The 23,849-nt window shown below is 67.6% G+C and carries 19 protein-coding genes; 10 read left to right on the forward strand and 9 right to left on the reverse strand.

What is annotated here, in order from left to right:
- Positions 1–4: 4 nt before the first annotated feature.
- The 6 genes from GH2_RS05485 to nadB form a co-directional block, all read right to left on the reverse strand.
- A complete protein-coding gene (locus tag GH2_RS05485) occupies positions 5–1,537 on the reverse strand; it encodes a Re/Si-specific NAD(P)(+) transhydrogenase subunit alpha (RefSeq protein WP_066164061.1) in 1,533 nt (510 codons plus the stop codon).
- A gap of 273 nt (positions 1,538–1,810) precedes the next feature.
- Complete coding sequence (locus GH2_RS05490; RefSeq protein WP_066164063.1) at positions 1,811–3,274, reverse strand: FAD-binding protein; 1,464 nt, start codon at positions 3,272–3,274, stop codon at positions 1,811–1,813.
- Between the two features lie 115 nt (positions 3,275–3,389).
- Complete coding sequence (locus GH2_RS05495; protein ID WP_084247339.1) at positions 3,390–3,872, reverse strand: ferritin; 483 nt, start codon at positions 3,870–3,872, stop codon at positions 3,390–3,392.
- 245 nt (positions 3,873–4,117) lie between these two features.
- Positions 4,118–4,453 carry a metal-sensitive transcriptional regulator gene (locus tag GH2_RS05500; RefSeq protein ID WP_066164068.1) on the reverse strand — a complete coding sequence of 112 codons (336 nt, stop codon included), beginning with the start codon at positions 4,451–4,453 and terminating at the stop codon, positions 4,118–4,120.
- 94 nt (positions 4,454–4,547) lie between these two features.
- Entirely contained in the window at positions 4,548–5,768 is a 1,221-nt protein-coding gene (locus GH2_RS05505) for a hypothetical protein (protein ID WP_066164071.1), read from the reverse strand.
- A gap of 87 nt (positions 5,769–5,855) precedes the next feature.
- Positions 5,856–7,436 carry an L-aspartate oxidase gene (gene nadB / locus GH2_RS05510; RefSeq protein WP_066164074.1) on the reverse strand — a complete coding sequence of 527 codons (1,581 nt, stop codon included), beginning with the start codon at positions 7,434–7,436 and terminating at the stop codon, positions 5,856–5,858.
- Between the two features lie 97 nt (positions 7,437–7,533).
- Here nadB and GH2_RS05515 point away from each other — a divergent pair, with 97 nt between their 5' ends.
- Both GH2_RS05515 and pgfA read left to right on the forward strand, forming a co-directional pair.
- Positions 7,534–8,931 (forward strand): ABC1 kinase family protein, encoded by a 1,398-nt coding sequence (locus tag GH2_RS05515; RefSeq protein ID WP_372434376.1) that lies wholly within the window; start codon positions 7,534–7,536, stop codon positions 8,929–8,931.
- A 47-nt stretch (positions 8,932–8,978) separates the two neighbouring features.
- Entirely contained in the window at positions 8,979–10,535 is a 1,557-nt protein-coding gene (gene pgfA / locus GH2_RS05520) for a cell envelope lipid trafficking protein PgfA (RefSeq protein WP_066164077.1), read from the forward strand.
- 19 nt (positions 10,536–10,554) lie between these two features.
- On the opposite strand, the gene GH2_RS05525 is transcribed toward pgfA, so the two are convergent.
- A complete protein-coding gene (locus GH2_RS05525; RefSeq protein ID WP_066164359.1) occupies positions 10,555–12,222 on the reverse strand; it encodes an FAD-binding dehydrogenase in 1,668 nt (555 codons plus the stop codon).
- Positions 12,223–12,468: 246 nt separating this feature from the next.
- On the opposite strand from GH2_RS05525, the gene GH2_RS05530 reads away from it, so the two are divergent.
- The 6 genes from GH2_RS05530 (at position 12,469) to GH2_RS05555 (ending at position 21,225) form a co-directional block, all read left to right on the forward strand.
- On the forward strand, positions 12,469–14,241 hold the full coding sequence (locus GH2_RS05530; RefSeq protein ID WP_066164080.1) for a long-chain-acyl-CoA synthetase: 1,773 nt from the start codon (positions 12,469–12,471) through the stop codon (positions 14,239–14,241).
- 266 nt (positions 14,242–14,507) lie between these two features.
- Positions 14,508–15,464, forward strand: a complete 957-nt coding sequence (locus GH2_RS05535; RefSeq protein WP_066164083.1) for an alpha/beta hydrolase — start codon at positions 14,508–14,510, stop codon at positions 15,462–15,464.
- Positions 15,465–15,569: 105 nt separating this feature from the next.
- Positions 15,570–16,574, forward strand: a complete 1,005-nt coding sequence (locus GH2_RS05540) for a Dyp-type peroxidase (protein WP_066164085.1) — start codon at positions 15,570–15,572, stop codon at positions 16,572–16,574.
- Between the two features lie 74 nt (positions 16,575–16,648).
- Positions 16,649–17,446 carry a family 1 encapsulin nanocompartment shell protein gene (locus GH2_RS05545; protein WP_066164087.1) on the forward strand — a complete coding sequence of 266 codons (798 nt, stop codon included), beginning with the start codon at positions 16,649–16,651 and terminating at the stop codon, positions 17,444–17,446.
- 120 nt (positions 17,447–17,566) lie between these two features.
- Positions 17,567–19,300 carry an ABC transporter ATP-binding protein gene (locus GH2_RS05550; RefSeq protein ID WP_066164090.1) on the forward strand — a complete coding sequence of 578 codons (1,734 nt, stop codon included), beginning with the start codon at positions 17,567–17,569 and terminating at the stop codon, positions 19,298–19,300.
- Positions 19,297–21,225, forward strand: coding sequence for an ABC transporter ATP-binding protein (locus GH2_RS05555; RefSeq protein ID WP_066164093.1), 1,929 nt, complete (start codon positions 19,297–19,299; stop codon positions 21,223–21,225). The genes GH2_RS05550 and GH2_RS05555 overlap by 4 nt, the downstream gene beginning before the upstream one ends.
- On the opposite strand, the gene GH2_RS05560 is transcribed toward GH2_RS05555, so the two are convergent.
- Both GH2_RS05560 and rnhA read right to left on the reverse strand, forming a co-directional pair.
- A complete protein-coding gene (locus GH2_RS05560; protein ID WP_066164097.1) occupies positions 21,222–21,881 on the reverse strand; it encodes a hypothetical protein in 660 nt (219 codons plus the stop codon). The genes GH2_RS05555 and GH2_RS05560 overlap by 4 nt on opposite strands.
- 24 nt (positions 21,882–21,905) lie before the next feature.
- Positions 21,906–22,373 carry a ribonuclease HI gene (gene rnhA, locus GH2_RS05565; RefSeq protein ID WP_066164101.1) on the reverse strand — a complete coding sequence of 156 codons (468 nt, stop codon included), beginning with the start codon at positions 22,371–22,373 and terminating at the stop codon, positions 21,906–21,908.
- Positions 22,374–22,405: 32 nt separating this feature from the next.
- Here rnhA and GH2_RS05570 point away from each other — a divergent pair, with 32 nt between their 5' ends.
- Positions 22,406–22,936 carry a DUF1697 domain-containing protein gene (locus GH2_RS05570; RefSeq protein WP_066164104.1) on the forward strand — a complete coding sequence of 177 codons (531 nt, stop codon included), beginning with the start codon at positions 22,406–22,408 and terminating at the stop codon, positions 22,934–22,936.
- Positions 22,937–23,126: 190 nt separating this feature from the next.
- Positions 23,127–23,807, forward strand: coding sequence for a hypothetical protein (locus tag GH2_RS05575; protein ID WP_066164364.1), 681 nt, complete (start codon positions 23,127–23,129; stop codon positions 23,805–23,807).
- The last annotated feature ends 42 nt before the right edge of the window (positions 23,808–23,849 follow it).

A 23,849-nucleotide genomic window follows, 5' to 3' on the forward strand; every position in this document is an offset into this window, starting at 1 on the left:
GTGATCACGCCCCCTTGCTGAACATGGCGAGCATGCGGCGAGTCACCGCGAAACCACCAAAGACGTTGATGGATGCGACCAGGATCGCGAGCGTCGCGAGCACCTGAATCGTGACGTTGTCGGTCGCCAACTGCAACAACGCACCGACGATCACCACACCCGAGATCGCATTCGTCACCGACATCAACGGCGTGTGCAACGCATGCGCCACATTGCCGATCACGTAGTAACCGATCACGATCGCCAGCATCAACACCATGAAGTGCTGCGGCAACGGCGGCGGCGCAAACGCCACCACCACACCGAAGATGATGATCCCGGCCAGCGCGAACGCCACCTTCTTCGCCGCCGACATCGCAACCTTGGGCTCGGCGACCGGCGCCGGCTCCGCAGCAGCGGCCTTCGGAGCCGCCGACACCTGCACCGGCGGCGGCGGCCACATGCCCTCACCATCACGGGTCACCGTGATACCGCGCTGAACGATGTCGTCCATGTCCAGGGTCAGCTCGCCGTTCTTCTCCGGCGTCAGCAACTTCACCAGATTGACGATGTTGGTGCCGTACAACTGCGAGGTCTGCGCCGCCAACCGCCCGGCCAGATCCGTGTAACCCAGAATCGTCACACCGTTGTCGGTGACGACCTTCTCATCAGCCACCGCACCCGCAGCGTTACCACCGCTCGAGGCCGCCATATCAACGATCACCGAACCGTGCTTCATCGCCGCCACCGTCTCCGCGGTCAACAGCCGCGGTGCCGGACGACCCGGAATCTGCGCCGTCGTGATGACGATGTCGGCGCCGCGCGCCTCCTCGTCATACATCGACGCCGTCGCAGCCTCCTGCTCGGCCGTCATCTCCTTGGCGTAACCGTCCTCGGACTTCTCCGCCTCGAAATCGACCTGCACGAACTCCGCGCCCATCGACTGGACCTGCTCGGCCACCTCCGGACGCACATCGAACGCACGCACGACCGCACCCATCGCCGACGCCGCACCGATCGCAGCCAGACCCGCCACACCGGCGCCCACCACGAACACCCGCGCCGGCGGAATCTTGCCCGCCGCCGTCACCTGACCGGTGAACATCCGACCGAACTCATGCGCCGCCTCGACCACCGCGCGGTAACCCGCCACATTGGCCATCGACGACAACACGTCCATCGACTGCGCACGCGAGATACGCGGCACCGCGTCCATCGCCAGCGCGGTGACGCCCGCGTTCTGCAGCTTCTCCAACAGCTCCGGATTACGGCCCGGAGCCATCATCGAAATCAACACCGCACCACGACGCAGACGCGCGATCTCCTCATCAGAAGGCGCATTCACCTTCACAACGACATCGGCGCCCCACACCTGCTCAGACGAACCGATACGCGTACCCGCATCAGTGAACGCAGCATCAGGCTGCTCCGCGCGCTCACCAGCCCCAGCCTCGACGATCACGTCGTAACCAAGCGATTGAAGTTGACCGACCGTCTTACCAGTCGCGGCGACGAGAGTCTCGCCCACCTTAGATTCCCGGGGGATGCCGATCAGCATGTCACTGCCTCTCCCACACTCATAGCCTCACCTTGTTCACAGAACGCAGCGCCCGAGACCTCGACACCGCGCTGAATGACATCAGGAAAGAACCCGCCGGGATGAACGGGGCGTCATGCCTGAGCCGGCCAGTGCTTCATCGAACTCGCGCGACACGCCGCAGGAGTCATTAGACCTAGCCTGCTGATGGAAAACGTGGCATGAACTTAGCACGCGACAGGCAACGCCCTCCGTGCCGGTTAGTTAGGTCACGTACCGACGAGTAAGTCGGTTCTAACTCTTGACAGCCCCGGCGGCGTGGCGTCCAGCGCGACGTCCAAAGTATGACCCCTCACCCAGTTGCGTGCCGCTGGAATAGCCTTTTCCGTCTTGCGCGAGGTTCGCGGCGCAGGCTCCGGCGGCGTACAGACCGGTGATCGGACTGCCGTCCTCGGTGAGGACTTCGCCGTCGACCGACGTCGCCATCCCGCCGACTGTGAAGCCTGCGTAGAGCGCTTTTCCGAGGGTCATGTCGAACGCCGCCCACGGTCCGGTGTCTTGCGGCGCCAGGAACTCGGCGCTCTTGTGGAAGTCCGGGTCCTCACCCTTCGCGGCGTACTCGTTGTACCGGTCCAGGGTCGCGGCCAGTGCCGACCGGTCCAGCCCGAGCCCGTCCGCCATCTCGTCGACCGTCTCCCACCCGTCGATGAAGGGCGCGAGGGGGAACTCGGGTCGCTGCATGTGCGCCTCGTCGACGATCAGGTAGGCCGCATGGTCGGTCTGGTCCATCACGAATCCCGAGGTGCGGGAGTGATACGAGTCCTCTGCGACGAACCGCTGCGCCTCTTTATTGACGGCCAGGCCGGTGAGGAGGATCGACGGCGGGTACACCGGCGCCGTGATGAACGCCTGATCCATGTGTTTGAGGGCGGCGCCGACCGAGGCGCCGAGTCGGATGCCGAGGCCGTCGTCGTAGGTGTTGCCGAGAGTGAAGGGCTTCTCGGCGAGCTGCGGCACCCACTGCGCGACCATGTCGGGGTTCATCACGAACCCGCCCGCGGCGATGACGACCGCCGACGCCTTCACGAACCCCGACCGCGGTCCGTCTTTCCAGGCGACGCCGACGACGGCGCCCGCGTCGTCGACCACCAGTTGCCGGGCGCCGACCTCGTAGCGGATCTCGACCTCGAGATCGGCCAGCCGCTTCACCAAGAGGTCGATGACCATGCCGGCACCGCCGGTGTCGCCGGGCACGGGCACCTTGTGACCGCGTGGCGCGGGCACGGCCTGTTCGCAGAACGGCCACACCTTCTCATTGCCCGTGTACATCAGCCCCTGAGTCTGCGGCTGAATCACGGCCTTCTCCGGATAGAAGGAGCGCTCGAACTGGAATCCGAGTGATTCGAGCCAATTGAAATGGTCGACGCTGTCGTTGCAGTACGCGGCGATCTTGTCCGGTTCGGGTTCGAGCGAGACCGCGGTGAGGTACTTCGCCATCTCCTCGGGACTGTCGTCGTGACCGGTCGCCTGCTGCACCGCGGTGCCGCCGCCGAGATAGAAGTGTCCGCCCGCCATGCAGGTGGTCGCGCCCGCCGCTGCGGAGCGCTCCAGCACAAGCACGGACGCGCCGGCCGCTGCGGCCTCGGCGGCGGCACAGCAGCCGCCGATGCCCGCGCCGATCACGAGCACGTCGACGGTGTCGCTGTAGTCGGTGACGTCGGAGGCGCTGACGATGTCGGGGAGATCCAGTCCACTCATGGTCGACAGCGTAGTCGAGAACTAGAACGTGTTCTAGAGAGTGAGTCATCCTCTCGCCGACAACGACTGCGGGCCGACACCCAAGGTGCCGGCCCGCAGTCGTCAGATGAGTGGATCAGGCCGAAGCCAGCTCCGCGTCGATCCGGAGCAGACCCGGGCCCTCTTCGTTGACGAGCTTGAGGCGGCCGACGATCTCGCTGACCGCGTCCTCCTCCTCGATCTGCTCGCTGACGAACCAGTCGATGGTCGGACGCGAGTCGATGTCGCCCTGCTCTTGAGCCAGACGGTACAGACCGCGGATGGCCTCGGAGATCTCCCGCTCAGCGTCGAGCGCGATCTCGAACAGTTCGGTGACGGTGTCGGCCTTGATCGACGGCACGACGACGTCGCCGATCACCGGACGATTGTCGCGAGCGACCAGGTGGTCGATCAGTCGGTCGGCATGACCGAGCTCCTCGGTCGAATGCGCCCGCATCCACGACGCCATTCCGGGCAGATCGCGCAATTCCAGCTCAACGGCGAGCTGGCGGTACAGCATGGCCGAACCGAACTCCCGAGTGATCTGCTTACCGAATTCGACTTCAAGTTCTTCGTTCATCTTCATTGCTAGCTCCCCTGCCATGAATTCACCGACGAAACCTTCGTCGCACGTGTTCCACAGTAGGCCTAAAAAATGGCCTCTACCAGCAAGGAAAGGTTCACCAAAGCATCATTAGGTACGGGATGCCTAAGTATTTTCCACCCTTTCGCCCGCCGGTCATGTGGCGGCGAATACCTTCGCAGCAGGCGAATTCAGCAGATCACGAGAAACAGCAATCGGCAGCTATTCCGACGACCGGGAGATCAGGACTTGACGAGGCGTGTGATGGCCTTCATCGCCTCGTCGACCTTCGCATTCGCGGCCTCGTCGCTCTCACGCGCAGCCTCGACGACGCAGTGATTCATATGGTCGTGCAGCAGCCCGAGACCGACAGACTCGAGGGCCTTCGTCATCGCGGACACCTGGGTGAGGATGTCGATGCAGTAGGCCTCTTCGTCGACCATGCGCTGCAGCCCGCGAGCCTGCCCCTCGATCAACTTGAGTCGGCGAATGAACTTGTCCTTCTCCGCCAAGTAGCCGTGCCCGGCGTGGCCGTGTCCCTCGTGACCGCGCTCCCCGGTCGTGTCCACACTGGTCATGACGCCTCCTATATACCCCCAATGGGTATATTCACAATACGCCGAAAATGATGCGCCGTCTACCCCTAGGGGGTATTAGGATCGACAGGCCCGGTCACCGAGACCGGAGAATCTCCGACAGCCGGGCGAGCGCCTGCCCCACATCGTGCAGCGCGGCCGACACCTCGCCGTCGCCGTCGGCTTCGGGCAGTCCCTGCAGGCGGTCCGCCGCATCCTCCACGGCCGCGGTCACCGCCGCGAGATCACCGCCGTCCGCCAGCCGTCGACGCGCCGTCGGCACGCCCATGCGGACCGGATCCCCGTTCGACGAGATCACTTCGACCATCGGAGTGGTGAGGACCGACGCTGCTCCCGGCCGCACCTGGAGCCACGGCGACTCATGCGAGTCCGCGGCCTCGACAGGCTCCGCGGGGCCGCTGGCGACGCCGTGGCGACCCGACGACGTCGCAGGCTCCCGACGGTCCCTGCGCCGACGACCGCGCCCCGGATCCGGGACCTCCTCGACGTCGATGATCTCCTCGTCGGCCGCCTGCGCGGGCTCGAACCGGTCGGGTCCGGACACCAGCAGTTCGGGCTCCACCGGGCCCGCCGCATGATGCTGCGCCACGTACGCGCCGCGCGAATCCGGCCAGGACGGCGCCGCGCTGCGGAAGCTGCCCTCCGGGAACGCCAGAAGCTCGGTGTGCGGCAGATCCTTCAGCGACGGCATCCCCGCGAAGAGCGCATCCAGCGACGAGACACTGATCGATTCGTCTTCCGGCGGCAGCGGCGGAATGAGCGGCTGCGGTTCCCGCGGTGCGACGCGGCCCGCCTGCGGAGTCTCGGCACCCGGTGCACGCCGGGCAGCAGGCATCCACGGCGGCGGCACCGCGGGCGTGGACGGTTGCGGCGCGGCGGCCTGTTGCTCGTCGGATGGCAGCGGCGCCGTGCGCTCATGGCGTCCGCGGTCTCCGACGGGGCGAGACGACGGCGCCGCCTGCGCAGGGAAGCCGTGCGCGGGGAAATCCTGTCCCACCGGCTCCGCGTATCGATGCGGGCCGCCGTGTCCGCCGAAGAACACGCACGGTGCGCCGTCGAGCGCTTCGGCTGAACACTCGACCTCGTCGGCGAGATTCTGTGCACCGCGTGCGTAGTCGCCCCACAGCAGCCAGCGGCGTCGGCCCTCATGCTTCTGAGCGCCGTCCGACCCGTGCGCGCCGTCGTGACCTGCGGGAAGCACGCAGGCGACGAGCCAGTCGTGGTCGGGAGTCAGCGCGAGTGCGACACGTTCCTGCGGAGAGGCGACGACCGACGACCAGCAACCGCCACTGCGCATCGCAACATCACCTTTCCACGGGGACCCCTGTGGCGACGAGTGTACGGAGGACCCCCGACAGGGGCCAGAGCCCGTCGGCCCGCGTCGTCAGCCGACCGGGACCGCGGCAACGAATTGTCCGTCCGCATAACGGATTCGACGCGGCACGCCCACCTCGTCGGTCTGTGGGAAGTCGGCACGATAGTGACAGCCTCGCGATTCTTCACGCGCCTGTGCCGCCGCCACGACCGCCCGTGCGGTGAGCGTGAGGTTCGCGTCCTCGATGTCGGCGACGGTCGCCACGGCGCGCGGGGGCGCTGTCTCCAGCAGTGCCGCCACCTCGGCGAGCCCGGCGGCCGTGCGGTCCAGCGCGACCTCGGCCGACATCGCGTCCTGCAGAAGTGTGCGATCGCACGCCGGAAGAACCGCCTGGCCGGGCGTGTCCGGAGTCGGCACGGCAACGAGAGCGACCGCGGGCTCGGAGGCCGACGCCCGAGCGGTGGCCCGTCCCATCACCAGTCCCTCGAGCAGGCTGTTCGACGCCAACCGGTTGGCGCCGTGCAGTCCGGTCCGGGCCGACTCGCCCGCGGCGTACAGGCCGGGAACGCTGGTCCGACCGTCTCCGTCGGTCACCACGCCGCCGCACAGGTAGTGGGCGCCGGGGACCACCGGGAGCCGGTGGGCGTCGATCCCGAGTCCGGACGCGCGGACGCCCGCGGTGACGGTCGGGAATCGCCGCTCGAAGTCGGAGACCGGGGAGATGTCCAGCCAGACGTGCGGAGCCCCGGTCCTGCGCATGGCGGCGGTGACCGCACGCGCCACCACATCACGCGGCGCCAGGTCGCCGAGCGGGTGGACCCCGTCGGTCACCGAGCGACCGTCGACATCGACGAGGACGCCGCCCTCTCCGCGGACCGCCTCGCTCACCAGCGTGCGGCGCCCCCGCGCCCCGGGCACGTACAGCATGGTCGGGTGGAACTGGACGAACTCGAGGTCGGCCACCTCGGCGCCCGCGCGCAGGGCGAGTGCGATGCCGTCGCCGGTGGACCCCGACGGATTGGTGGTGGCCGAGTACACGTGACCGAGGCCGCCGGTCGCCAGCAGAACCGCCGACGCGGCCACCGTGCCGCGGTCGGCCCCGCGGACGTACTCCACCCCGACTGCACGTCCGTCGACCGTCAGGAGCCGGGTGGCGACCGCGTGATCGAGCACGCGGATCGGCGCCGCCGCGATCGCCGCGGCGAGGGCCTGCTGCACTCGTGCGCCGGTGGCGTCGCCGCCCGCGTGGAGGATCCGGCGGACGCTGTGCCCGCCCTCCCTGGTGCGGAGGAAGCGCCCGTCGGGGCCGGCGTCGAACTCCGCACCCCAGTCGATGAGCTGCGCAATCGCCTCCCAGCCGTCGGCCAGGATCGGTTCGGTCGCGAGCGCATCGGTGAGTCCGGCCCCCGCGGCGAGGGTGTCGGCGAGGTGCAGCGCCACCGAGTCCTCGGGGTTGTCCGGCTCCACCACCGCGATGCCGCCCTGAGCGTAGAACGTCGACGTCGAGTGCTCGACGCCCGACGGTTCGCACGCCCGCCCCTTGGTCAACACGGTGACCGATCGGCCGCCGCTCGCAGCGACCAGCGCCGCGGTCAGTCCCGCGACGCCGGCGCCGACGACGACGAGATCGCTGCGGATCATCTCGCTCATGACTACTCCCACTGGTTATCGACTACCAATCGAAAACGTGACGTCGAGCGTACGCCGAGGACTCGGCCCGAGGAAAGGCAGTCCACTACAATGCCGAATGGTGATGACCAACAGGGGCGAAGAGACAGCAGCGGTCCGCGACCGCCTACCCAAGGTGTCTGCACTCTCCGAGGTCACCCGATTCGCCAGAATGGCCGGCCACGCCGCATTCGGGACCGGGCGCCTGGTGACGACGTCGGCCGCCGGACTGCTGCAGGGTCGACCGCCGGGAACCGCTGACGTCGCTCATGAGGTGCGCCGCACCTTCGAGCAGCTCGGCCCCACGTATGTGAAGTTCGGCCAGTTGATCGCGTCCAGCCCCGGCGTCTTCGGCACCACGATGGCCGACGAGTTCGAGACCCTCCTGGATCGCGTCGCGCCCGCCGACCCCGCGGCCATTCGCCGGATCTTCACCGAAGAGCTGGGCGGTCCACCCGAGGAGGTGTTCGCCGAGTTCGACGCGACGCCGATCGCATCGGCGTCCATCGCGCAGGTCCACACCGCCACCCTCCACTCCGGCGAGGACGTGGTCGTCAAGATCCAGCGCCCCGGGATCGCCGACCGACTGGCGCCCGACGTCGCCATCCTGGAGCGCCTCGCCGGACTCATCGAGATCTCCGAATACGGCCGCATGCTCAGCGCGCGCCATGTGGCTCGCGACTTCGCCGACGGGCTCGACTCCGAGCTGGACTTCCGCAATGAGGCCGCCAGCATGGCCGAGTGGTTCGCGTGTCTGCAACAGGGACCGTTCGGCGACCGGGTCCGGGTCCCGGCCGTGTACGACGACCTCACCACCGCGCGCGTCATGACGATGGAGCGGATCCACGCCACCCGGATCGACGACGTGCGCGCCGTCCGCGCCGCCGGGCACGACGGCGAGGCGCTCTGCCGCAACCTGCTGTTGTCGCTGCTCGACTCGGCGTTCCACGGCGGCGTGTTCCACGGCGACCTGCACGCGGGCAACGTGCTCGTCGACGCCGACGGCACCCTGGTCATGATCGACTTCGGGATCGTCGGACGCTTCGACACCCGCACTCGACGCATCCTGCGGCAACTCGTCGTCGATCTGATCGTGAAACAGGACTACGACGCGGCGGGCCGTGCCATCTTCCTGCTCGGCGCCGTGCACAAGCCGGGGTCCACGGCGAAGGGCGGCGCGGATCTGAAGAATCTGACGACGCCACTGTCGACGACCGAGATGGCCGCGATGTCGTACACCGACCTGGGCCGACAGCTCGCTGCCGTGGCGAAAGCCCACGACGCGCGACTTCCCCGGGAGTTGGTGCTCGTCGGCAAACAACTGTTGTATGTAGAGAAGTACATGAAGCTGCTGGCTCCGCGCTGGAAGGCGATCTCCGATCGGGAGATCTACGGCTACATGGCGGGGATCATGAAAGAGGCTGAACGTGATCGCCGCGCCCGAGGCTCCGCGCCTCGTGGTACGCGCACCGACTGACCGCCGCACGACCGACCGCACCCGATCTGACTAGGAGACCACCGGATATGAAACGCGCCGCGCTGGCACTGCTCGCCTTCCTCGGCGTCGCGTGCATCGCCGCAGCCATCGCCGTGCCGACGTACCTGGTGCCGAAGCTGAAGGTGGTCCCGCTCGACCTCGACATCACCTCGGTCGCGACCAGCGTTCCGGACGACGGCGACGCCGGGAACCGGTTTCCGGCCACCATCCTCGATCGCTGCTCCATCACCGCGTCGAGGGCCGCGACCCTCGACGTGCACCTGACGCAGCAGCGCCGTTCGGTCATCATCGATCCCTCCAACGCCGATCAGGCCACGCTCCAGTCGGGGCAGACCCTGCAGATCGACCGGACCCGCGACGCCAAGGGCAAGGAGAGCGAGCCCTCGATGGCTGGGGCCGACGGCGAGCGCAAATGCGACGACGGCCTGCTGAACGCGACCGTCGACCGGGTGTCGGTGAGCCGCAAGACCGCCGCCCCGAACGGCGCGGTTAGCTCGTTGCAGGTGGACGCGGTCCCGGAGGGCGGCAACGTCGAGGACGGATCGGTGAAGATCGACGACCGCCAGGGCTTCCAGTACAAGTTCGGCTTCGACGTCACCAAGCGTGACTATTACTACTACGACACCACCACGCGCCAGGACGCGATCGCCAAATTCGTCGACGAGAAGACGATCAACGGCGTCAAGACCTATCACTTCCGCGCCGACGTTCCCGAGCGCGACCTCTCCGACCTGCCGAACCCGCAGGGCGAGGCCACGACGGGCACCATCTTGAACATGCCCGCCAAATGGTGGGGCATCCGCGGCAAGGGCGTGAAGTCCAGCGACATCATCACGATGCACCGCTACGGCAAGGCCGTGCGCAACGTGTACGTGGAGCCCACCACCGGCACCATCATCTTCGGCGAGGAGGAGCAGGAGCAGTACTTCCGGTCGCCCGATCAGTCCGACGACGTGCCCGCCGCCGTCGCGAAGTACCAGCTGACCGCGTTGAAGGGGAAGTTCGCCTGGGACGACCAGACCGTTTCCCAGCAGGCTGAGCGCGCCGACAAGTACCTCGGTCAACTGCGGCTCGGGGGTGTGATCGTGCCGATCATCCTCGGCATTCTGGGCGTCGTCCTGCTGCTGGCCTGGGCCGTTCTGGTCTGGTTGGGCCGCCGACGCGACAAGGACGATCCCGAGCCCACCGACACCGAACCCGCCGTCGGACCCACGCCGAACGGTGGCGACGGCAGCGATGCGGCCGAGCCCGAGCAGACCACCGTCTTCCCGGCGACCGCCGCGGCGGCCCCCTACGAGCAGGTCGCGGCCGAGGACACCACGGTCCTGCCCCCGCTGCCCGACGACTCCTCGACCCAGGCCATCCCCGCGTACGAGACGCCCGACGGCGGGCAGAGCGCCTGGCAGGAGCCACCGACCGAGGCCTTCCCGTCGCCCTACGCACGTCCGCAGCAGGGGGCCGAGAGTCCCGCCGACGTGACCGACACCGAGGCCTTCCGCGCGCCGTCGGACGGTTTCAGCCCCTACGTCACCGACCCCACCCGGCCGATGCCCGACTTCGATCGGTATCGCCGGGAGGAGTGAGCGAGGCGGTGGAGGCCGCTCAGCCCCGCTTCGCGACCGCCCGCCCCGCGGCGCGACCGGAGAAGATGCAGCCGCCGAGGAACGTGCCCTCCAGTGCGTTGTAGCCGTGGACGCCGCCGCCGCCGAAGCCTGCGACCTCGCCCGCGGCGTACAGGCCGTCGAACGCCGTGCCGTCGGGGTGCATCACCTGCGAGTCGAGGTTGGTCTCGAGCCCGCCGAGAGTCTTGCGGGTGAGGATGTTCAGACGCACGGCGATGAGCGGACCGTGCGCGGGGTCGAGGAGTTTGTGCGGCTTGGCCACCCGCACCACCTTGTCGCCGAGGTAGGCACGTGCGTTGTGAACCGCCATCAACTGCGCGTCCTTGCTGTAGGCGTTGTCGACCTGACTGTCGCGTGCGGAGATGGTCCGCTCCAGGGACTGCAGGTCGATGTGCCCGCCGCGACCGATCTCGTTCATCCCGGCGACGAGGTCGGCGAGGTTGTCGCGCACCACGAAGTCCACGCCGTGCTTGGTGAACGCCTCGACGGGCCCCGGCATCCCCTTCGCCAGGCGACTCTTCGCCGCCGTCTTCAACGACTTCTCGGTGATGTCCGGGTTCTGCTCCGACCCGGACAGCGCGAACTCCTTCTCGATGATCGACTTCGTGAGCACGAACCACGAGTAGTCGTACCCGGTGTCGAGGATCGCCTTCATCGTCGCGTTGGTGTCGTATCCGGGGAAGTTGGGCGCAGGCAGCCGGTTGCCGTCGGCGTCGAGCCACAGGGACGACGGTCCGGGGATGATGCGGATGGCGTGGTCGTTCCAGACGGGGTCCCAGTTCTGGATGCCCTCGGTGTAGTGCCACATCCGGTCGCGGTTGACGATGTTGCCGCCCGCGGCCTCGGTGATGCCGAGCATCCGGCCGTCCACGTAGTCCGGAACGCCGGCGATCATGAACTTCGGCGCGGGACCGAGCCGATCGGTCGGCCAGTTCTCCCGCACCAGATCGTGGTTGTGCCCGATGCCCCCGGAGGTGACGATCACGGCGCCGCCGTGGAGCTCGAAGTCCTTCACCTCGACGCGCGACGACGGCACTCCGCGCTCCGCGTCCGTCGGTTCCAGCACCCGGCCGCGCACGCCGACCGCGGCGCCGTCGGACACGATCAGCTCGTCGACGCGGTGTCGGAACGCGAAGGTCACCAGACCGCGCTTCTCGGCGTCGAGCACCGGTTCAGCGAAGACGCGCATCACCTCGGGGCCGGTGCCCCAGGTGAGGTGGAAGCGCGGCACGGAGTTGCCGTGTCCGTCGGCGAACCCGCCGCCGCGCTCCGCCCACCCGACGACCGGGGTGAATCGGAGCCCGAGGTCGTGCAGATACTGCCGCTTGATGGTGGACGCGAACTCCACATACGCGCGCGCCCACTGCCGCGGCCAGTAGTCCTCGTCGTCGCGGTCGAAGCCGGCCGAGCCCATCCAGTCCTGCAGCGCCAGCTCCGGTGAGTCCTTGATGCCGAGTCGTCGCTGCTCCGGACTGTCCACCAGGAACAGTCCCCCGAGCGACCAGAACGCCTGTCCGCCGAGGTTCTGCCGGTTCTCCTGATCGACGACGATGACCTTGCGGCCCGCCTGGGTGAGCTCGTAGGTGGCGACCAGTCCCGCCAACCCCGCTCCGACGACGATGGCGTCTGCCTGGACGTTCTCCGACACGAGCACCGACCTCTCCGCGGACCACGGTGTCCGCCGAATCCGATGTGTCCCATCGCACAGGGGCACGTTCACGCCAGAGACTACCCGTGAACCGGCGTCGCAGGAATCGGGACGAACCGGTTGATCATGACCCTCCCGCGCGTGACTCATGCCACTCGCATCTCGAGTGGAGTCCTGCAATACTGACTGACACAGATCTGTAAATTCGTTCCAATCGGGGTGGGTCACGTGGTGTCAGGAAGAGCTTTGAACACAGGATCGGCAACCGAGTCGGCGCCCGCGGGCACCGTCACCTGGACGTCGTTGGCGAAGGGTACGGTCGGCCTCGTCAAGGACCTGCCGCTGATCGCGCGGCAGCGACCGTCACTGCTTCATCTGAACCCACAGCGGCGGTGGAGCATCGGGAAGGCGTTCGCCGACGCCGCAGCCAAGCACCCCGACAGCCCGTTCCTGCGCGTGCGCGAGCGCGTCATCACCTACGACGAGTGCAATCGCCGCGCCAACCGGTGGGCCGCCGTGCTCGCCGAACGTGGCGTCCGGCGCGGCGACGTCGTCGCGGTGGTCGCGCACAACAGTCCCGAATGCGTCATCGCCATGCTGGCGATCGTGAAACTGGGCGCGATCACCGGAATGATCAACTACAACCAGACCGGCGACGCGTTGAACCACAGTTTCGGCGTGCTGACCGCCGCGCTGCGCGATGACACGGCGCTGGTGGTGGTGCACGACGACGAGTCCGCCGCCCTGCTCGACGGCGTCGACGAGACCATCGCGACACTCCCGCTCCGCTTCGCCGATCTCGACGACACCGGTGTCGCCCTCGCCGCCCAGGACCCCGGCGTCGACGAGAATCCGGCGGCGACGGCACAGATCCGGGCCGACGATCCGGCCTATTACATCTTCACGTCGGGGACCACCGGGTGGCCCAAGGCCAGCATCATGAGCCACGGGCGATGGCAGGTGGCGATGAACGGGTTCGGCCTCGGCCTGCGGTTGCGCCCGGACGACGTCCTGTTCGTGACGCTGCCCTTCTATCACAACAACGCGCTCACGATCAGCGTCGCGACCGCCATCGGCGCGGGCGCCTGCCTGGCTGTGAGCCCGAAGTTCTCGGCGTCGCGGTTCTGGGACGAGGCGATCGCGAACGACGCGACGGCGTTCTGCTACATCGGCGAACTCTGCCGCTACCTGCTCGCCCAACTGCGCAAGCTCGTCGACCGCGCCCACCGGATCCGCATGGCGGCGGGCAACGGCCTCCGTCCGGAGATCTGGGACGAGTTCGTCGACCGTTTCGGCATCGACCGCGTGGTGGAGTTCTATGCGGCGAGCGAATCGAACATCGGCTTCGTCAACATCCTGGACCAGCCGAAGACCGTCGGCTTCTGCCCGCTCCCGTTTCTGGTCGTCGAAGCCGATCAAGACACCGGGCTCCCCCGCCGCGACGCCGAGGGCCGCGTGATCAGGGTCCCGAAGGGCCGACCCGGACTGCTGCTCGGCAAGATCAGCATGCTGGCCCGGATCGACGGCTACACCGACCCGGCCGCCACCGAGAAGAAGATCGTCCGCGACGCGGTGCGGAAGGGCGATCAGTACTTCAATTCCGGCGACCTCGTCGTCGACCGCGGCTTCCGCCACATCGCCTTCGTCGACCGTCTCGGCGACACCTTCCGCTGGAAGGGCGAGAACGTCGCGACCACCGAGGTGGAGGCCGCACTCAACGCCGTGGCCGGGATCAGCGAGTCCGTCGTCTACGGCGTCCAGATCCCCGACTCCGACGGACGCGCCGGCATGGCCGCCGTCGTCGTCGACGACGCCTTCGACCCAGCGGCGCTGGCCGCCGCGCTGCGTGCCCGACTCCCGCACTACGCGGTGCCGCTGTACCTGCGAGTGGTCCCGGAGTTGACCCAGACGTCGACCTTCAAGAATCAGCGGGTCGCGTTGCGGGAACAGGGCTATTCCGACACGAACGGCGATCCGGTCTATGCGTTGGAGTCCGACGGCTATGCCGAGATGTCCTGATTCAGGCTGCGGCGACAAATTTCACATCGCCCGGTTCCGGTTATGAATTTGTTACCTGACCGCAGCAAACACGTCCCGAAACGGCCACGACCAGCACCGAATACACCGCTAGCCTTTGCGGCGTCCGGGTGCGTCCGATAACCTCACCACTCGTGCGGGGGTACGCAACGGGTCACCCGGCCCGGACGTCGCCGCCGAAGTTCACCCGATGAACGGGCACGACGAGAACGGGTCGCGCGAGCGGCCGCCGAACCGAAGGACTTTTCATGCTGAAGAGCGTTGGCAAACGCCTGCTCGTGGCTGTCGCCGCTGTTGCGACGCTCGCGGGCACCGCGGTTGCAGTCGCACCGCAGGCCCAGGCCGCCGGAACCACCGAGTACGTGTACTCGAAGTCGATGAACCGGAAGATTCCGGTCCGCATCGTCGACGGTGGCGGCAGCGGGGCCAAGCCGACCCTGTACCTCCTCGACGGCCTGCGCGCCCCGAACAACACCAGCGGCTGGCTGCAGAACACCAACGTCGACCGCTGGATGGTCGGCAAGGGCACCAACGTCGCCATCCCGTTCGGCGGTGGCGGCAGCTTCTACACCAACTGGGAGCGACGCGACCCGAAGCTCGGCACCCAGAAGTGGGAGACCTTCCTGACCAAGGAGCTCCCCGCCTACATGAAGGCGAAGCACAACAGCGACAACCGCCGCAACGGCATCGCGGGTCTGTCGATGTCCGGCACCGCCGCGCTGAACCTGGCCTCGCGCCACCCTGGCTTCTACAAGGCCGTCGCGTCGTACAGCGGTTACCCGACCGTCACCATGCCCGGGTTCACCCAGGGCATCCAGCAGTCGGTCGCCGTCATGGGCGGCAACCCGACCAACATGTGGGGCTTCTACCCCGCCGGTGAGTGGTTCGCCAACGATCCGTTCCTGTCGGCAGGCAACCTCGCAGGCCACTACGTCTACGTCTCGTCGGGCACCGGCGTCGGCAGCAAGTACGACTCGAGCGTCACGCCGGGCAGCGGCAACTTCAACCCGACCAAGTTCGCGCAGATGGTCCCGCTCGAGGTCGCCGCGTCGACCAGCTCGCAGCTGTACATCGCCCGTCTCGCGACCGTTCCGGGCGTGCGCCTCACCACGCACATCAGCCCCGACGGCGTGCACTGGTGGGACTACTGGCAGGCCCGCTTCAAGCAGTCCTGGAACACCACGTTCCGCCCCGCGTTCTTCTGATCGCACCTGGCTCTCACCGATGGCCGGCACCCGCTACGGGTGCCGGCCATCGGCGTTCTCCGCCGGTCTCCGGCCCATGTCGGTGCGCCGCGTTAGTCTGGTGCCGTGGACACCGGACAGAACATCGTGACCGACAAGACGCCGTCTGCATTGTTTCTCGTGCTGACAGTGAACGACGGCGGAGAAGACGCCGTCCGCGACGGGATCGAAGGCCTCGACGGCATCGTGACCACGGTGTCGTCACGGTTTCCCGACGCCACCCTGACCGCCATCATCGGCATCGGCTCGCAGGCGTGGGACCGACTGTTCAGCGGGCCTCGCCCCGCTGAGCTGCATCCGTTCATCGAACTCACCGGCGAGGTCCACACGGCGCCGTCGACGCCGGGTGATGTCCTGCTGCACATCAAGTCCAGCCGCCCCGACCTCACCTTCGAGGTCGGCCGACTCTGGACCGCCACACTCGGCGACGCCGTCAGCACCGTCGACGAGACCCACGGCTTCCGCTACTTCGACATGCGCGATCTCACCGGGTTCGTCGACGGAACCGAGAATCCGGCGGGCGCCGACGCGGTCGCGACCATCACCGTCGACGCCGACACCGATCCCGACTTCGCAGGCGGCAGTTACGTCGCCGTCCAGAAGTACGTCACCGACCTCGCCGCGTGGAACGCGCTGCCGGTCCCCGACCAGGAAGACGCGTTCGGGCGTTCCAAATTCGAGAACGTCGAGATGGCCGACGACGTCAAACCGACCAACGCGCACACGGCGCTCACCAACCTCCCGGACGTCGACGGGGAGGCGCAGGAGATCCTCCGCGACAACATGCCCTTCGGCGACGTGGCAGGCGACGGCGAGAAGGGCACCTACTTCATCGCCTACTCGAAGACTCCGGAGATCACCGAGGTGATGCTGCGCAACATGTTCATCGGCGACCCCGAAGGCAACCACGACCGGCTCCTCGACTTCACCACGGCGATCACCGGTACCCAGTTCTTCGCGCCGTCGGCGCAGTTCCTCGCTGATCTGCCGCCCGCCCCCAGCGCGGCCGACGAGGAACCGGAGCCGGAACCCGAGCCCGACGGCTCACTGGGAATCGGCTCGCTCAGATAGACGTTGGACCGACACAGACCTCCCGTGAGGCACGACCGAATTTCGCACGATCACTCGAGATAGGAATTTCGACGATGGACAATCTGCACCGCAGTCTCGCTCCGATCTCCGCCGCCGCGTGGAAGGAGATCGAGGAAGAGGCCTCCCGCTCGTTCAAGCGCAACGTCGCCGGCCGTCGTCTGGTGGACGTGAAGGGCCCGCTGGGATTGGACGTCGACTCGGTGACCCGCGGTCACCGCACCAAGATCGACTCCCCCGCCGACGGCATCGAGGCCTTCCTCCGCCACACGCAGCCGCTGGTGGAGCTGAAGGTGCCGTTCACCGTCACCCGCGAGGCCATCGACAACGTCGACCGCGGTGCCGCCGACTCCGACTGGGATCCGGTCGTCCGCGCCGCGCGCGAGCTCGCGCTGGCCGAGGACCGCGCGATCTTCGAGGGCTACACCGCGGCCCAGATCACCGGCGTCGGACACGAATCGGGCGTCAATCAGATCGCCCTGCCCGACGACGTCCGCGACTACCCCGAGATGATCAGCCAGGCCATCAGCAAACTGCGCCTCGACTCGGTCGACGGACCGTACTCGCTCGCCCTCTCGGCCGAGAAGTACACGCAGGTCAACGAGACCTCCGACCACGGCTACCCGATCCGCGAGCACATCCGCCGCATCCTGGTCGACGGCGAGATCGTCTGGGCGCCCGCGATCGACGGCGGTTTCCTGGTCTCCACGCGCGGGGGCGACTTCGACCTCACCATCGGTCAGGACGTCTCGATCGGGTACGACTCGCACGACGCCGACTCGGTGAATCTGTACTTCTTCGAGTCGTTCACCTACCTCACGTACACGCCGGAGGCCGCCGTCGCGCTGACGTAACGTGACCCGCCCGCCTGTGCCGTTCTCCGTTCCCGATCCGGAGAGCGGCACAGTCCGTTTGAGCGGCTCCTCCGGCAAAACCTCGTCGCACCTGTCGGCACCCGCACGTAGTGTGTACACGTGCTCACTCGCCTGCTGCGGACCTACGTGCTGCGTTATCGCGGCGCCGTCGCCGCGGTCGTCCTCCTGCAATTGGTGTCGACCGCAGCCATGCTCTATCTCCCGACGCTCAACGCGGACATCATCGACTACGGTGTCGCCCGCGGCGACACCGGCTACATCCTCTCCACCGGCGGCTGGATGCTCGCGATCTCCTTCGCGCAGATCATCTGCTCGGTCGCAGCGATGTACTTCGGTGCGCAGGCCGCGCTCGGCGGCGGCCGCGACATCCGCCACGACCTCCTGCATCGGGTCAACGGATTCTCCACCCGCGAGGTGGGTCGCTTCGGTGCGCCGTCGTTGATCACCCGCACCACCAACGACGTCCAGCAGGTGCAGCTGCTCGCGGTGATGGCGATGTCGATCCTGGTGGCCGCGCCGATCATGGGCATCGGCGGCATCATCATGGGTGTGCGCGTCGCCGCCCCGATCTCCTGGGTGCTGGCGATCGCGGTGCCGGTCCTCGGCCTCACGATGGGGTTGATCATCTCCCGGATGATTCCGGGCTTCCGCGCCATGCAGACCCGGATCGACGACGTCAACCGCGTGATGCGCGAGCAGATCACCGGTATCCGCGTGGTGCGTGCGTTCGTCCGCGAGCGGCACGAGACCGAGCGGTTCGGCGTCGCCAACGACCGGCTCGCCGACGCCTCGCTGCGCGTCGGCCGGATGATGGCGCTGATGTTCCCGGCGGTCATGCTGATCACCAACCTGACGCTGGTCGCCGTACTGTGGTTCGGCGCCCACTCGGTGGACGACGGCACCGTCGAGATCGGCGCGCTCACCGCGATGATCAGCTATGTCATGCAGATCATGATGTCGGTGATGATGGCGTCGTTCCTCGCGATGATGGCCCCGCGCGCCGGAGTCTGCGCCGACCGCATCTGCGAGGTGCTCGACACCGAGACCACGGTCACCGCACCCGACAACCCGCAGCCGATCGTCGGCGACCCCGCCGTGCTCAGCCTGAACGACGTCGAGTTCCGCTATCCCGGCGCCGACGAGCCGGTGCTGTCGCGCATCTCGTTCTCGACGGCGCCGGGCACCGTCACCGCGATCGTCGGATCCACCGGCTCCGGCAAGACCACGCTGATCAACCTGCTGCCTCGCATGCTCGACGTGACCGGCGGCTCCATCAGCATCGGCGGCACCGATCTGCGCGACGCCGACCCCGACCGCCTGCGGCAGCACTTCGGTCTGATCCCGCAGCGCCCCTACCTGTTCTCCGGCACCATCGAGAGCAACCTCCGCCACGGCCGCTCCGACGCCACCGAGGACGAGATGTGGGAGGCGCTCACCATCGCGCAGGCCGCCGACTTCGTCCGTGCGATGCCCGACGGCCTCCAGACCACGATCGCGCAGGGCGGCACCACCGTGTCCGGCGGTCAACGGCAGCGGCTCGCCATCGCGCGCGCCCTGATTCGCAAACCGTCGATCTACCTCTTCGACGACTCGTTCTCCGCCCTCGACCTCGCCACGGATGCGCGGCTCCGCGAAGCCCTGGTCCCCGCCACTCGCGACGCCGCGATGGTCGTCGTCGCACAGCGCATCTCGACGATCACCGCGGCCGACCAGATCGTCGTCCTGGACCGCGGCACCGTCGTGGGGCTCGGCACCCACGCCGAGCTGTTGAAGACCTGTCCCACCTACGCCGAGATCGCCGAATCTCAGTTGTCGATCGGAGCGGGCGCATGAGCCGCGGCGGACCTCCCGGAGCCACCCCGACGCTGGAGAAGGCGAAGTCGTTCACACCGTCGCTGAAACGCCTGGTGCGACGACTCGGCGACTACCGCGGTCGGATGCTGATCATCATCGGCTCGATGGTCGGGTCCGTCGCGTTGACCGCGTACGCGCCGCGCGTGCTCGGCAACGCCACCGACGAATTGTTCTCCGGTGTGATCGGCGCGCGGCTCCCCGAGGGGATCACCAAGGCGCAGGCCGTCGAGCAGCTTCGTGAGCACGGGCAGAACACGTTCGCGGACATGGTCGCGTCGATGGACGTGATTCCCGGTCAGGGAGTCGACTTCGGGGCCGTCGGCCGTATTCTCCTCGGCGTCCTCGCGCTGTACCTCGGCTCCGCCGTCCTCGGCTGGCTGGGCGCCTACCTGCTCAACATCGTGGTGGTCGGCACCGTCACCAAGCTGCGCGCGCAGGTGGAGGCGAAGATCCATCGCCTGCCGCTCTCGTTCTACGACGCGTCGGCGCGCGGCGACCTCCTCAGCCGTGTCACCAACGACCTCGACAACCTGTCGCAGTCGCTGCAGCAGACCATCAGCCAGTTGGTGAACTCGCTGCTCATGGTCATCGCGATCCTCATCATGATGCTCACGATCTCGCCGTTGCTGTCGCTGATCGCGGTGGCGACGATCCCCGTCGCCGCCATTGCCACGGCGGCGATCGCCAAGCGGTCCAAGCCGCACTTCATCGGGCAGTGGACGTCGACCGGCGCCCTCAACGCGCAGATCGAGGAGGCGTTCACCGGGCACGAATTGGTGACCGCGTTCGGGCGTCGCGCCCAGGTGGAGGCCGAGTTCGACGACCGGAACGAGAAGCTCTACGCGTCGAGCTGGCGGGCGCAGTTCATCTCCGGCATCGTGATGCCGACGATCATGTTCCTCGGGAACCTGAACTACGTCGCGGTCGCCGTGGTCGGCGGCCTGCGGGTCGCATCCGGCCAGCTGAGCCTCGGCGAGGTGCAGGCGTTCATCCAGTACTCGCGTCAGTTCACGCAGCCGCTCACGCAGATCGGCTCCATGTTCAATCTGATGCAGAGCGGCGTCGCCTCGGCCGAGCGGATCTTCGACATCCTCGACGAGGAGGAAGAGGGCACCGACCCGGCCCGCCCCGTGACCCCGGCCGCCGACCGCGGGCACATCGTGTTCGACGACGTCTCGTTCCGTTACCAGGACGATCGCCCGCTGATCGAGAATCTCTCGCTGGAGGCCCAGCCCGGCGACATGATCGCGATCGTGGGGCCCACCGGCGCGGGCAAGACCACGCTGGTGAACCTGATCATGCGGTTCTACGAGGTCGACGAGGGCCGGATCTTCGTCGATGACGCCGACGCCGCCCAGATGACGCGCGACGACCTCCGCGAACGCACCGGTATGGTGCTGCAGGACTCCTGGCTGTTCGGCGGCACCATCTACGACAACATCGCCTACGGCGACCCGTCGGCCAGCCGGGAAGACGTCATGGAAGCGGCGTGGATCAGCCATGTCGACCACTTCGTCCGCACCCTGCCCGACGGCTATGACACCGTCATCGACGACGAGGGCGGCGGCGTCAGCGCGGGTGAGCGGCAGCTGATCACGATCGCCCGCGCCTTCCTCGCGAAGCCGACGGTCCTGATCCTCGACGAGGCGACGAGTTCGGTCGACACCCGTACCGAACTCCTCATCGGCAAGGCGATGGCGAACCTCCGCAAGGACCGCACGAGTTTCGTGATCGCGCACCGCCTCTCGACGATCCGCAACGCTGACCTGATCGTCGTGATGGAGGACGGTCACATCGTCGAACAGGGCGACCACGACGCCCTGCTGAAGAAGCGGGGCGCCTACTACCGCCTGTACAACGCCCAGTTCTCGGCGCCGGTCGACGAGGTGGACGCGCCGGTCTAGTCCACCCCGATACCGGTCGCGATCCGCAGCTCCTCGGGATCGCGACCGTTCGCGCTGTTCATGTCGCACCGCACCGTCCCGTATCCGCACGGGAGCGCGCCGCCACAGCCGATCGTGCCGTCGGTGTATTGATGGGCGATCATCCGTCGGCGAACGTCCTGCACCTGGGCCGAGAACCGCGGGCTGCGCCCGTAGCTCGGGACGATGAACCCGATGGGCGGACGGTCGCGCCACAGCCCGGGATCGGCGCTCGGGTTCCAGTACCCGATGACACGGCGGGGTCGCCCGTCGATGCGCGGCCCGCGCCAGTCCCCGATGCCCCACACCAGCCGATTGATGCCGTCGGAGTGGTCGCCGACCAGTTGACCGCCCCACGATTCGACGTCGACCATCGACACCACATCCGGACGGTTCTCGGACTGCATCGCTCGGTGAACGTCCAGGCAGTCGCGCCAGTTGGACCGATAGACCACGTAGACGATCACACCGCGCAACCGCCCGGAGTCGAGCCACCGGCGAGCGGTGTCCCAGTTGTGGGACCAGCGGCGATCGCGGTAGGTGCCGTCGTTGCTGCGGATCGACAACCAGCTGTACGGGTACGAGTCGTCGAGCGGCGGCTGCCATTCGGAGATGTCCGCGAACAGCGTGTCAGTCATGGTCGCCCCCTTCTGCGCAGCCGGTCACCGGGCGCCGTCGCGCAACTCCCTCGCCGCACTGCTCGCCAACGTGTCGGCGATCTCGTTGTACTTGTCGCCCGCGTGGCCCTTCACCCAGCGCCACTCCACCTCGTGGTTCTTCTCGGCCTCGATCAGCTTTTTCCAGAGGTCGGCGTTCTTGACCGGCTGCTTGCTCGCCGTCTTCCACCCGTTGCGCTGCCAGCCGGCGACCCACTTGGTGATGCCGTTGCGGACATAGCTTGAGTCGGTGTACAGGATCACCGACGAGCGTCGCTTGAGCGCGTTGAGCGCCTCGATCGCGCCCATCAGCTCCATGCGGTTGTTGGTGGTGTCGGGCTCGGCGCCCGAGATCTCCTTCTCGACGTCTCCGTAGCGGAGAACTGCGCCCCATCCTCCGGGGCCGGGATTACCCAGGCAGGCACCGTCGGTCGAGATCTCCACTATCTTCGAGGTGGTTCCGGCGTCGCTCATGACGCACAACGCTACCGGGTCAGGAGTCGGGTATGGCTGTCGGTCACGTGGTCCTCCTCCGCGCCGTCAACGTGGGTGGCGCCACGCTGCCGATGGCGCGATTGCGGGAGATCGCCGCCGAACTCGGCGCCACGGATGTCTCCACGTACATCGCCTCGGGGAATCTCCTATGCAACCCGCCTGGGGATCCGGACTCCTTCGACCGGGCCCTCGAACAGGCGATCTCCAACGAGTTCGGCTACTTCCGCGAGGCGATCGGCCGCAGCCCCGACGAGTTGGAACGGGCACTCGCCGCCTACCCGTTCGGCGCCGCTCCCCACGGCCACCTCTACTTCCTGACCGGCGAACCCGCCGCTGAGGCGGCGGCGTCGTTCTGCGCTCAGGACTTCGGCGGGGGCGAACGCCTGCAGGTGATCGGTCGGGAGCTGCACATCGACTACCCCGCAGGCGCAGGCGCCACCAAGCTCACGCCGGCGAAGATCGCGAAGGCGCTCGGTGTCACCGGCACCGGCCGCAACCTCCGGACCGTCGCCAAGCTGATCGAGTTGTCCAGAGCCGGATAGATTTCCCCGCTCAGCGTCGGCATCGCCGCTCAGGCGAACGCCGACGCTGAGCGGGGAATCTGGTGCGGTGCGCGCCGCCATCGCCCTGCCGTCGTGCCAGATCTGTGGAAATCGCGCGATCAATCCACAGTCTGCCGATCAGGCAGCGAACGCGGTCTCACGGCATCGTTGTCCGGGCGAGAGTGCTCTCATGAACTCCCTGCCCGACGGCGTGTACCCCTACCGCGAGCTTCTCGCGACCTTCGGCAGAGCCGAACTCGACCGCCTGATCGGGTCCGGAGTCATCCGGCGCATCCGCCACGGTTGGTACGCCGCCGGAGACCCGCCCGCCGCCGATGTCGCCGCCGTGCGTCGCGGCGGAGTCATCAGCTGCGTGACCGCACTGAATCGCCGTGGAGTGTGGACTCCCGAAGACCATCGCCTCCACGTCCGCGGCAACAGTGCATCGGTGCGCACGCGAAAAGGCCCGTTCTGCAAGCAGTTCCGCCGCCCTGAACCGGAACAGGGTCTCGTCGACGACATCCCGACCGCGCTCCGCCACGCGGCGCGTTGCCTCAACGACGAGGGCTTCGTCGTGGTGTGCGATTCCATTCTGAATCGGGGGCTCATGACGATGGAACAGATCGAGTACCAGTTCCGCGACGCACCCCGACGGATCCAGCAGCTCCTCGACCGGTGCGATCCGCAGGCGGAGTCCGGGCCCGAGACGATGACCCGGTTCCGGCTTCGCAGCAGGAACATTCACGTGCGCAGTCAGGTCCGGATCGTGTTCTGTTGGCCGACGACCGAGGCGACGATCCTGGCAGCGGTGCGCGCGGGCGCCCATACCCACTCGCACCTGGATAGAGTTCCCCGCTCAGCATCGACATAGCCGCTCAGGCCAATGCCACCGCTGAGCGGGGAATCTGATCGG

It is taken from the genome of Gordonia hydrophobica NBRC 16057 (assembly GCF_001592365.1).
GTDB lineage: Bacteria > Actinomycetota > Actinomycetes > Mycobacteriales > Mycobacteriaceae > Gordonia > Gordonia hydrophobica.